Origin of the sequence: Chlorobium sp. KB01, from assembly GCF_001975465.1 — a bacterium.
GTDB lineage: Bacteria > Bacteroidota > Chlorobiia > Chlorobiales > Chlorobiaceae > Chlorobium.
Window position 1 is genome coordinate 16,398 of record NZ_MPJE01000037.1, and the last position, 11,289, is coordinate 27,686.

An 11,289-nucleotide genomic window follows, 5' to 3' on the forward strand; every position below is an offset into this window, starting at 1 on the left:
CTGATGTTTGCGGGGCAATTATTTCATTTTCTTACTCAGAAACCTTCCGGTAACGGTTAACAGCAAGGGCAAGCATAAGGATGGCGAAGAGGGTGAGAATCAGAAGCGGGCTCGCGATTTCGGCTATACCGGAGCCTTTGAGCATGACCCGGCGCATGATGTCAACAAAGTGGCGGACGGGGTTGAGCATGGTCATGCTCTGCGCCCACTCGGGCATGCTTTCGATGGAGGTGAAGAGGCCGGAGAGAAGGGTGAAGATAACCATGAAGAACCATGCGATAAACATGGCCTGCTGCTGGGTGTCGGTGACGGTTGAGATGAGAAGCCCCATGCCGAGCACAACCAGCAGGTAGATTCCTGCAACAAGATAGACAAGAAGGTAACTGCCGAGCATCGGCACATGAAACAGAAGCCGGGCAATCACCAGCCCGACACTCAGCTCTCCGATACCGATAATCCAGAGCGGAAGCAGTTTGCCGGTGATGAACTGGTAACGCTTGATCGGGGTGACATTAATCTGGTCGATGGTGCCGATCTCCCGCTCCCGTACAACATTCATACCCGAAAGAAAAAGTCCGATCAGGGTAACCAGAATGACAATGATACCCGGTACCATGTAGAACGTGTACTTCAGCTCAGGATTGAACCAGTTTGATGAGACCATGGCGATCTGGCCCGCCGCCTCAACCTCACCTCCAGGAATCAGCCGCTTCAGCTCTCCGCGATTGAAGGCGGTTACAATCTCACTGGCATAGGTCTGGACTACTCCTGCCGAGAAGCCATCCTCGGCGTTGATCATAAGCTGCACCGGAGCGTGGCCGATGGTAACCAGATCGCGTTCAAAACCGAAGGGTATAACCAGCACAAGATCGGCATTGCGCCGAACAAGCTCGCTCTGGCTCTGAAGGTCCGAAGATGAGGTGCCGGTCAAGTTGAAGTAGCCGGAGGCGGTGAACTTTTCGGCAAACCTCCGCGAAGTTAGCGACCGGTCCCTGTCCTGCAGGTGAAAAGGTACCCGGGAGACGTCAAAGGTGGCCGCATAGGAGAGAATGACGAGCTGGATGAAGGGCAGCACAAAGATGATCGGCAGCATCCCCCTGTTGCGGAAAATCTGCAGAAACTCCTTCTGGAGGATAAAAAGGGTTGTTCTCATCGGCTGATCTGCCTCAATAATTTTTTATCGCGCTCCTGCGGAGCTGCTATTGAAGTCGAATTTTGAACTTCTTGATACTTCCCACCATCAGGACGGTGCTCATCGCCACCAGTACCAGCGTCTCCTTCCAGATGTAGCTGAAACCGGCTCCTTTCAGCATGATTCCTCGAACAATGATGAGATACCACCTGGCAGGGATGATATTGCTGATCATGCGCAGCGGCAGCGGCATGCTCGCTACCGGAAAGATGAAACCCGAAAGCAGGATGGTCGGAAGCAGCAGCCCTGCAAGGGCGATCATCATGGCGACCTGCTGTGAGGAGGTGACCGAGGAGATAAAGATGCCGAGCGAGAGCGCGGTAACAATGAAGAGCAGCGATTCAAGAAGCAGCAAAAGAAGGCTCCCCCTGCACGGCACACCGAATACAAGGGAGGCAACAGTGATGATGGTCACCACATTGATAAAGGAGAGCAGAAAGTAGGGCACCACTTTGCCGATTATGATCTGGGCAGGGCGCAGCGACGAGACCAGCAGTACCTCCATGGTACCGCTCTCTTTCTCCCGTGTGATGCTGATTGAGGTCATCAGCGCGGAGACCAGCATGAGAATGAGCGCCATCAGCCCCGGCACAAAGAGATCAACGCTTTTCAGCTCGGGATTGAAGAGCATGAGGGGAACCGCAACCACTCCGGCCTCCCGCCCTCCTCCCGGCACTGCACTCTCCTGGTAGTCATGCAGCACAGAGGCCGTATAGCCGGATACAATGCGCGACAGATTGGGATTTGAGCCGTCGGTAATCACCTGCACCTCACCACGGCTATCACACTGCAGGCGGCGGGCGAAATCCGGCTCGAAGACAAGCGCTTCGGTGATGCTGCCGGAGGAGAAGGCCTCCTCAATCTCTCTCTCCGAGTGCACCTCACGGGAGAGAATAAAGTACCCCGAAGAGGCGAACTTGCTGATAATTGCGCGCGTAACCGCGTCGCGGGATTTGTCATACACCCCGAGTTTGACATCCTGGATCTCGTTGCGAATGGCAAAACCGAAAAGAATCAACTGAATGAGCGGCATGCCGAAGAGTATGACCGCTGTGCGGCGATCACGGAAGATGTGGAGGAACTCCTTCCGGAGAAACCCTCTGAAACTGTTCATCAGCCCGCCTCCGGTTTCGCTCTCGCCAGATGAAGAAACACCTCATTCATGCTCTCTGCTCGGTATTGCCGTTTCAATGCTTCAGGGGTGTCGAGTGCGGCCACCCGGCCGTCAACCATGATGGATATGCGGTCGCAATACTCGGCTTCGTCCATGTAGTGTGTTGTTACAAAAACGGTTATGCCCTGCTCCGAGGCTTCGTATATCATATCCCAGAAGCGTCGCCGGGTTACCGGATCAACCCCTCCGGTCGGTTCGTCAAGAAAGACTATTTTCGGTTCGTGCAGGATAGCAACGGAAAAGGCGAGCTTCTGCTTCCAGCCGAGCGGCAGTGAGCGAAGGCGTGCATTGGCTGCATGCTGCAAATCAAGCCGCTCAAGCAGCTTCGCACTCTTCTCTTTGATGGCCGCATCGGAGAGGCCGTAGATACCGGCAAAAAAGCGGATGTTCTCCTTTACCGTCAGGTCATCGTAGAGCGAAAAACGCTGGCTCATGTAACCGATGTTCCGCTTGACCTTCTCCGACCCGGTGTAGAGGTCAAATCCCGCAACAAAAGCCGAGCCGGTTGAGGGTGTGAGCAGCCCGGTCAGCATCCTGATTGCTGTTGTTTTACCCGCACCGTTTGCGCCGAGAAAGCCGAATATCTCTCCCCTGCCGACCGCAAAAGTGAGCGCGTCCACCGCCACAAAGTCACCGAAGCGACGGGTAAGCTTGTCCGTATGAATAACCGCTTCACCCATGACGCTCTCCACGTTCAGGCTCCATCAAGGCCATAAAGGTATCCTCGATTCCTGGCTTTATCTGCTGCACCTCGACATCCGTAAAACCCTGCCGCTGAAGGGACAGGAGCAGCTCATCCCTGCTTGCCGATAAACGGTTGTCGGTATAGTGCACGGCTCGGCCAAAGGCATAGACCGAGTGCGCATCGGGGGTGGAGCGGAGCCATGTTATGAGCGGCCAGGTTTGGCGGGCACGGATGGCAAAAAGCGGTTTACGGAAGAGCATGGTGATGGCTTCGGGAGTTTCAACAGCAAGAAGACGCCCCTCCTGCATGAAGGCTATGCGGTCGCAGAGCGCTGCCTCATCCATGTAGGGGGTGGAGACAAGCGTGGTAATCCCCTGCTCTTTCAGGCGGCCAAGCATCTGCCAGAACTCCGCACGCGAAACCGCATCGACTCCGGTAGTCGGCTCATCAAGCAGGAGCAGCTCGGGTCGGTGCACCAGCGCACAACAGAGAGCAAGCTTCTGCTTCATGCCTCCGGAGAGTTTGCCTGCCCTCCGCTCTTTGAAGGGCTCAAGCCGGGTGTAGATATCGCGGATAAAATCGTAATTCTCAGCGATGGTGGTACCGAAGATGGTGGCAAAAAAACGGAGGTTCTCCTCAACTGTAAGATCCTGGTAGAGCGAAAAGCGGCCGGGCATGTAACCGATCCTGCGGCGGATGTCGCGGCAGGAGGCGACCACGTCAAGACCGAGCACTTCTGCCCTGCCCCCTCCCGGCAGCAGCAGGGTTGCAAGAATCCGGAGCAGGGTTGTTTTGCCTGCCCCGTCCGCACCGATAAAACCGAAGAGTTCACCCTCAGCAACCGTGAGCGTCATCTCCTGAAGCGCTTCGACTGCGCCGAACCGCTTTGCGAGGGCAAAGAGCTGAACTGCCTGTTTCTCTGCCTTCACCCCACTCGTGTTCCACCTTTTCCCGCAATCGGAATCTCCTGCTGCCCCCCCTCTTCTTCACTCTTTTCTGCGGTCGGCTCTCCACTCTCCTCTTCGTTGACGATCTCCATCAACTCATCAAATTCTCTTGATTCTTCTACGGACATGATGCTATGCTTGATTGTAATTATTGAGAGGATAACGTATCGAATTGCTCAGAAATAATTTTCAGACGGAGGCAACTTCATCCGCCTTTTCCTCCGGCTTTTCCTGCTGGCATATCTTCCAGTTCCTGATCTCCGTCACTCTTGTTTACTGCGGGCAGTGGCTGCTTCTGCAGCCGCACTTCACCCGGCATACCGATCCTGAGCAGGCCGTCGCGATTCGGGACCAGCACCTTGACCGCATAGACCATGCTGACCCGCTCCTCTTTGGTCTGGATTATTTTCGGGGTGAACTCCGCCTTTGCAGAGATCCAGGAGATGGTGCCATGCATCACCGTTCCGGCGCCCTGCGCCCCGTCCACCTCCACCTCAACCTGCTGACCGATCTTCACACCCGAAAGCTGGGCTCCGCTGAGATAGACCCTGAGGTAGATGCGCTCAAGATCGGCGATCCGGTACAACGCTTTTCCTGACGAGGCAAGCTCTCCCGGCTCGGCATATCTGGCGAGCACCACGCCGGTTACCGGATTTTTAACAACACTTTTTGCTATCTGGTCGTCAATCTGTGCCAGACGCGCTGATCTGGCCTTTATCTCTCCTGATAGTCCGGGATACTCGGTTTCGAGAGAGCCTATCTGCCGGTCAAGAACCGTGATCCGGTTTTCAAACTCCTCAAGCTGCCGTGAGGGTACGGCCCCCTCGCTGAGCAGCCTCCGGTATCGGGCGCGGTCGCGCATCAGGTTTGAGCGCTCTGCCTGCAGTACACTGATCTTTGCCCCGAGTCCGGGCTGTTTGGCCTCAAGAGCCTCCCGCTCCGCCTTGAGCTGCATCTTCGAGTAGTGCAACTGTGTGGTATCAATAACCGCCGTGACCACCCCTTTCTGCAGGGTGGCCCCCTCCTCAGCATCGAAACGCAGCAGCCTGCCGCTCGATTCAGCCGAAACAATGATTTCAGTTCCCTCAAAATTACCGTACCCGTCAGCCTTGTCGTTACGGTGACATCCGGAGAAGAGAAGCATGAAAAGCAGGGAGATGGAAACTCGCATTACCGGTCGATCAAGTCGTAACATTGTAAAGAGTAACAGGATAGTTAAATATTTCATATAGTTTCACATCCCGAGAAAGGCTTTTTTTACCTCAGGATTATTGAGCAGCTCCTCTCCGGTGCCGGAAAGAACGATGGAGCCGGTCTCAATGACATAACCGCGATGGCTTATTTTCAGTGACTGGTAGACATTCTGCTCCACCAGCAGAACGGTTACTCCGCTTTTATTGATAGCGCGAATCGCTTTGAAAACCACGTCGGTGAAAAGCGGCGAGAGTCCAAGGCTCGGTTCATCGAGCAGAAAGAGTTTGGGACTTGCCATAAGCCCCCTGCCGATTGCGAGCATCTGCTGTTCACCGCCTGACATGGTACCTCCAAGCTGCTTGCGGCGTTCGGCAAGTATGGGAAAGAGGGCATAGACCCGCTCAAGATTCTCCGGCCGATCTTTCTGGCAGAGAAATCCACCCATCATCAGATTTTCAAGGACGGTCATTTCAGGAAAAATCTTGCGTCCTTCCGGAACATGCACCACTCCCCGCTCTACAATCCGGTGCGCCTGAAGGCCGCTGAGCGGCTGATGATTGAAGCTGATCGTACCGGATGACTTTATGATGCCTGAAATGGCCTTGAGCAGGGTTGATTTCCCCGCACCGTTACTGCCGACAACCGAGACTATCTCCCCTTCGCTGAGTGCGATGTTGATGTTGCGCAACACCACCATTTCGCCGTATCCGGCCTGAAGATTTTCTATTTTAAGCATCGAAACCACCTCCCAGATATGCTGCAATAACCTCGGGATTACTCGTAATCTCGGACGGAGTGCCTTCGGCAAGCTTCACGCCGGAGTTCAGAACAACAATACGCTCACAGATTGATGTAACCGCTTTCATATCATGCTCGATAAAGAGAATCGTTGTGCCCTCTTCCCGGACATCACGGATGAGTTGAAGAATGGAGGCTGTTTCAGTGTGGTTCAATCCGCCACAGATCTCGTCAAGCAGGAGCATTTTGGGCCGGGTAGCCAGAACACGGGCAAGTTCAAGCTTTTTTTTCAGCCCGATGGAGAGCGAACCTGCAAGCTTTGCGGAGTAATCGGAGAGGCCGACCTGCGCAAGCTTCTCCACCGCTATCTTCCTTGCTGCCCCGGCTGACCCGGTTATGGCAAAGGCCCCGACCATCACATTGTCAAGAACACTCAGGCTTGAGAGCGGTTTGACCCTCTGCCAGGTTCGAACCATACCGATCCGGCATACTGCGTCAGGTCGGAGGTTATTGATCTTCCGGTAATTGAAGATCACCTCACCTGAAGTGATCGGCACAAAACCGGTCATACAGTTGAACAGGGTTGTTTTTCCTGCACCGTTCGGCCCGATTAGCCCGAATATCCGGTTCTTTTCTACCGCAAAGGTGACATCCGACACGGCAATGTTACCGCCGAAATGCTTGCTTACCTTATTGATTTTGAGGATAGGTTCGCTCATTTCACCCTCCTGAAAAGCCCGAGAATCCCTTTTGGCAGGTAGAGTATGCAGAGCACCGTAATGATGCCATAGACCAGCACATGGGCATGAGCAAGATTTTCATTCAAAAATATGCCGACCGAAGAGGTTTCCGATACCAGACCAAACTTGACCAGCGCGTCACCGATCATGTTGGAACGGAGCGCCTCGGCAAGAGGCACAAGCAGGAGTGCACCGAGAACCGGACCCCAGAGCGTCCCTACTCCGCCGATTATCGCGGTCAGGATAATTTCAATGGAGAGCCGGAGGTCGAGCACGGCGGAGGTATCAATAAAGCGGATATAGAGCGCATAGAGACTGCCGGCAATGGAGGTCAGAAGTGCGGATATCAGGAGCGCCCGGTTTTTGTAAAGCGCGAGATTAATACCGAGAGATGACGCCGCATCCTGGTCTTCACGGATAGCCTGCAGATAGTATCCGGTTTTCGATTTGCGCAGATACTCCGTTACAGTGAGCGTTACAATGAGAAGCAGGAGCATGCCGTAGTAAAAAGGATTTTTGCTGTTGAGATCGAGCCCCCAGAGCGTGACATTGGCGAGCAAAATCCCCTGGGCCCCTCCGGTAAACTCAAAATTAAGCACAGAGAGCCGGATGATCTCGGCTACGGCTATTGAGGCAAGCGCAAAGTAGTGGCCGCGCAGTCCGAAAACAATGCTCCCGGTGACAAGGGCAATCAGAGCGGCGACAACCATACCTGCCGCTGCGCCAATAAGCGGATTGAGTTCAAATGAGGAGATCAGAATCAATGTAGTATAGGCTCCGGCACCGAAGTAGGCAGCATGACCGAAGCTGAACTGCCCGGCAAATCCGCCGATGATGTTCCATGCCGATGAGAGTGCAGCCATCATGAGCACGGAGATCATGATGCCGATGATATAGGGGTTCTCTTCACCGATAATGAGCGGCAGCAGTGCCGTAAAGAGCGCAAAGAGAGCAATGATGAGTGCCTGTTTCATTATTGCCCTCCCTTTTTGCCGAAGAGCCCCTGGGGACGAAACAGAAGAACCGTTAGAAAGAGCACAAAGACAACCACATCTTTCCAGTCTGTGGAGATATAGGTGGCGGCCATCGATTCAACCACGCCGATGATGATCCCCCCGACTCCGGCCCCGACTACCGAGCCGAGACCGCCGAGCACGCAGATGGTGAAGGATTTCAAGAGAAAACTGTGACCGGCCAGCGGATGAATATAGTAGGTCGGTGCAATCAGAGCCCCGGCAGTTGCCGCAAGGGCGGTACCGATGCCGAATGCAATGGCACTCATTTTAGCCACGTTGATACCCATCAACTGTGCTGCTTCACGGTTCTGGCTTGTTGCCCTGAGAGCCATCCCTGTGCTGCTTTTTGCAAGAAAGAGGTAGAGAACTGCCGTAATCACGGAGGTAATAACAAATGAGAGCAGCAGCGGAACAGAGATGGAGAGTCCCGAGGCTGTATTGATGGCGCTGCTCGAATAGGTGGTGGTGAGTATCTTCGGATCGCTGGTAAAGGCGAGCAGTGCGGTATTGCTCATGATCAGCCCGAGACCTATGGTGAGGAGAATCTGGTTCTGATGAGGATGATCGATAACCCGGTGAATAAAAACCTTTTCAAGAATAAAACCGAAAAGAAACGAGACCGGAATGATCAGCAGCAGTGCCAGATAGGGATCAATGTGCAGCAGGGTAAAGGCAAAATAGGCCAGATACATGCCAAGCATCATCAGGTCGCCATGGGCAAAGTTGCTTATGTTCATGACACCGAAAACCAGTGACATACCGATACCGGCAAGGGCATAGACTCCACCAGAGAGAATGCCGGATACGAGGGCTTGCAGGAATAACATCAGGATACTCCGTCTGAAAAGGTTATTGGTGTGGGCGAACTGTTGTTCGCCCACACCATAAAATCCCTCTTACCGTTTGAAAGGGTAAACCAGTCTCTTTTTGCTGAACTGTGCGGGATAAACCGTTTCGGTTTTACCGTTCTGGAGCTGCTGAACCAGCATGGGGTGGTTGTTCTGATTGGTAAAGCCGCTGTAATCGGCAAATTTTACCGGACCCATGATACCGTTCCAGCTCCCTGCTTTCAGGCCTGCGCGAAGTTTTGCGGCTGTTCTGGTTTTGGTAGCCGTATCAACCATAATCCGGACGGCTTCATAGGCACAGGCTGCATGGTAGGATGGCTCTTTGGCAAACTTTGCCTGATAGCGTTTTGCAAAATTTGCAGCTCCCGGCCAGTTGACATCATCCGTCCACTGGGTGGCGGAGATGACAAGATTGGATATCTCCTTCTGCTGGGCAAACTGGGCCGTGGTGTAACCGGCTCCCGCACCGAGAAATGCTTTCGGTGCCAGCCCGATCTCCTTGGCCTGACGCATCAGAAGAATGGCATCGGCATCATAGGAGACAAGAAAAACAAGATCGGGATTTGCCGCCTTGACTTTGGAGAGCGTTGCCCGGTAGTCCGGCTGACCCTGCTGGTACTTCTCATTGGCTACCTCTTTCAAGCCCATACTGGCAGCATTGACCTGAGCTGTTTTTACCGTTGAAACCCCGAAATCGGTTGCGGCATAGACGTAGGCTATGGTTTTGGGTTTGTATGGGGCCACAGCACTCAGCAAAACCCTGGAGTAGACATCAGCCGGTGCGTTGAGTCGGAACACATTCTTGTAGCCGTTGCGGGTAATCTCCTCCTTGGCGGCTGCGGGAACAAGCAGCGGAACCTGGTACTGGTCAGCCCTTGATGCCACGACATTGGCACATCCCGAGGTGTAGGGTCCCACAACTCCGATCACCCCGTCACGGGTAACAAGCTTTTCATAGGCGGCAAGTGCATTCTTGGGATCGCCACCGTCATCCTCCCTGACGAGATCGACCTGAACGCCTTTTGAGCGCAGATCCTCAATCGCCAGAGCTGCGCCGTTGGTGAGATTTTCACCGATCTGCGCCTCTTTTCCGGTAATGGAGTTGATAAATCCGATTTTCAGCGGTGCAGCCTCTCCGGCAAGCGGAAGAGCCAGAAGGACGGCTGCGGCAAGTGAGAGTAGTAGTTTCTTCATGTATTGCACTCCTTTGGATTAAGTTGTTCAACCTTCTCGACAAAGCTGCTGCCCTACAATCAAAATTCATTTTCGGAAACCAACTCTTAAAATTACAATACAATATCTAAAAAACGTTATAAATAGAGTCCGCTTTCCGGTATTGAAATCCTCGCCATCCCGGCCTGCACTATTATTATTTAAAAATTTGTACATTTATTCAGCATAGCCTGAAGCGCTATAGCCTAATCAAACAATCAGACAGATGGATGCAAAAAAGAAGGTACTGGAAGTCATGAAAAAAGAGGCCGCCCCCATGAATGCCGGACAGATCACCGAAAAGAGCGGACTGGACCGCAAAGAGGTCGACAAGGCTATGAAGGCACTCAAGGATGAAGGGCTGATCGTGTCGCCAAAGCGCTGTTTCTGGGAACCGGCGGCCTAAACCTCTCTCCTGCAGGATTTGCTTGCGAAAGCAATCCTGCTTTATTCAGGATGTTCTCGCTCCGGAGATTTTACTATTCTGACGGGCATGCGCTCCATGAACAAACCACTCAGGAACAACCACCAGCAGAATGACTCCGGAAAGGGGTTGCTGGCCTCCGCCGTTGACCGTACAAAGGATCTTTGTTCAGCACTCTTCAGGAAAAAAAACACCCCTGTCGGCAATGGCGTGGGTGAAGCCGTCACCGCTCAGCCTCCAAATGAGTGGAAAGAGCTGGTCATGCATGCGCCTGTTATGCTTCTGGAAGAATCGGCAGAAAAAGAGAGAGCCTTTCAGGTGCTCCTGCATAGGTGCTGTAGTGCAAATCCGGATATTGATGAAAAGAGCACCTTCAAAAGCCTGCTTGAACGTGAATCGCAGGGCGCAACATTTGTCGGTTCCGATATTGCCATTCCCCATGCAAGACTGGAGAAGATCCAAAGGCCGGTACTGGTTATCGGTGTGAGCAAAAAGGGTGTTGTTGACCGGCAGTCCGGCAACAGTGCCCGGATCATCTTCCTCCTCCTGACGCCCGCTTCCGATCCGAACAGCCATATCAGAATGCTCGGGGTTATCACCAGAATGGCATCCGACAAAGAGTGGCGGGCAAAAACAATCCGTGAGGCCGGCTGCAACCGGGGTTGATTGTAACCATGAAGGCCCCATTCAGCATCGGTCAAAAAAAAAGCACCCTCTGCGCTCAGCAAAGGGTGCTCTCTTTTCAGCGTTAAAACCGATTACTTTTTAGGAGCAAAAGCTGATGAAACGCTCTGAAGCACATTGTTCAGTGTGCCGGCCAGGTTGGTAGCCAAATCAGTTGTCGTCTTGGCGAGCGGCTCAACAAACTGGGAAACCGTTTTGATACCGCTGTTCAGGGTATCGATCTGGAACTGAAAAAGTTTACCTACAGAATCAGCAATATTGCCGATAGCGCCTGAGAAATCTACGTTTACGTTTGATCCGTTTGACATAGCTGTATTGGTTTATGTTATGGAGATGTAGTGGGAAAACAATTCCTCTATACTTGTATATACGTTTACATATAAATAAAGAACCCCGCCGCAAGCAGCGGGGTATTTTGAAGACAACTCTATCATA

General features: G+C 53.1%; 14 protein-coding genes. 2 read left to right on the top strand and 12 right to left on the bottom strand.

Annotated elements, in window-relative coordinates:
* Positions 1-31 precede the first annotated feature (31 nt).
* The 11 genes from BOO20_RS03965 to BOO20_RS04010 form a co-directional block, all read right to left on the bottom strand.
* Entirely contained in the window at positions 32-1,153 is a 1,122-nt protein-coding gene (locus tag BOO20_RS03965; RefSeq protein ID WP_076790766.1) for an ABC transporter permease, read from the bottom strand.
* Positions 1,154-1,199: 46 nt separating this feature from the next.
* Entirely contained in the window at positions 1,200-2,306 is a 1,107-nt protein-coding gene (locus tag BOO20_RS03970; protein WP_076790768.1) for an ABC transporter permease, read from the bottom strand.
* On the bottom strand, positions 2,306-3,046 hold the full coding sequence (locus BOO20_RS03975) for an ABC transporter ATP-binding protein (RefSeq protein WP_076790770.1): 741 nt from the start codon (positions 3,044-3,046) through the stop codon (positions 2,306-2,308). The genes BOO20_RS03970 and BOO20_RS03975 overlap by 1 nt, the downstream gene beginning before the upstream one ends.
* The gene (locus BOO20_RS03980; RefSeq protein WP_076790771.1) at positions 3,039-3,980 is read right to left on the bottom strand and encodes an ABC transporter ATP-binding protein; all 942 of its coding nucleotides are present in this window, start codon (positions 3,978-3,980) and stop codon (positions 3,039-3,041) included. Before BOO20_RS03980 ends, BOO20_RS03975 begins: the two co-directional genes overlap by 8 nt.
* Positions 3,977-4,126: a hypothetical protein gene (locus tag BOO20_RS12840; protein ID WP_158068727.1), complete on the bottom strand. Its 150-nt coding sequence runs from the start codon at positions 4,124-4,126 to the stop codon at positions 3,977-3,979. Before BOO20_RS12840 ends, BOO20_RS03980 begins: the two co-directional genes overlap by 4 nt.
* Before the next feature lie 77 nt (positions 4,127-4,203).
* On the bottom strand, positions 4,204-5,169 hold the full coding sequence (locus BOO20_RS03985) for an HlyD family secretion protein (protein ID WP_233120872.1): 966 nt from the start codon (positions 5,167-5,169) through the stop codon (positions 4,204-4,206).
* A gap of 63 nt (positions 5,170-5,232) precedes the next feature.
* A complete protein-coding gene (locus BOO20_RS03990; protein ID WP_076790773.1) occupies positions 5,233-5,928 on the bottom strand; it encodes an ABC transporter ATP-binding protein in 696 nt (231 codons plus the stop codon).
* Positions 5,921-6,649 carry an ABC transporter ATP-binding protein gene (locus BOO20_RS03995; RefSeq protein WP_076790775.1) on the bottom strand — a complete coding sequence of 243 codons (729 nt, stop codon included), beginning with the start codon at positions 6,647-6,649 and terminating at the stop codon, positions 5,921-5,923. The genes BOO20_RS03990 and BOO20_RS03995 overlap by 8 nt, the downstream gene beginning before the upstream one ends.
* A complete protein-coding gene (locus tag BOO20_RS04000; RefSeq protein ID WP_076790776.1) occupies positions 6,646-7,644 on the bottom strand; it encodes a branched-chain amino acid ABC transporter permease in 999 nt (332 codons plus the stop codon). The genes BOO20_RS03995 and BOO20_RS04000 overlap by 4 nt, the downstream gene beginning before the upstream one ends.
* Entirely contained in the window at positions 7,644-8,567 is a 924-nt protein-coding gene (locus tag BOO20_RS04005; RefSeq protein ID WP_233120873.1) for a branched-chain amino acid ABC transporter permease, read from the bottom strand. Before BOO20_RS04005 ends, BOO20_RS04000 begins: the two co-directional genes overlap by 1 nt.
* Positions 8,568-8,582: 15 nt before the next feature.
* A complete protein-coding gene (locus BOO20_RS04010; protein ID WP_076790778.1) occupies positions 8,583-9,728 on the bottom strand; it encodes an ABC transporter substrate-binding protein in 1,146 nt (381 codons plus the stop codon).
* A 244-nt stretch (positions 9,729-9,972) separates the two neighbouring features.
* On the opposite strand from BOO20_RS04010, the gene BOO20_RS04015 reads away from it, so the two are divergent.
* On the top strand, positions 9,973-10,152 hold the full coding sequence (locus BOO20_RS04015; protein WP_076790779.1) for a MarR family transcriptional regulator: 180 nt from the start codon (positions 9,973-9,975) through the stop codon (positions 10,150-10,152).
* A gap of 96 nt (positions 10,153-10,248) precedes the next feature.
* Positions 10,249-10,836, top strand: a complete 588-nt coding sequence (locus tag BOO20_RS04020) for a PTS sugar transporter subunit IIA (protein ID WP_158068728.1) — start codon at positions 10,249-10,251, stop codon at positions 10,834-10,836.
* A gap of 92 nt (positions 10,837-10,928) precedes the next feature.
* On the opposite strand, the gene BOO20_RS04025 is transcribed toward BOO20_RS04020, so the two are convergent.
* Positions 10,929-11,162, bottom strand: a complete 234-nt coding sequence (locus BOO20_RS04025; RefSeq protein ID WP_076790783.1) for a chlorosome envelope protein B — start codon at positions 11,160-11,162, stop codon at positions 10,929-10,931.
* Positions 11,163-11,289 lie beyond the last annotated feature (127 nt).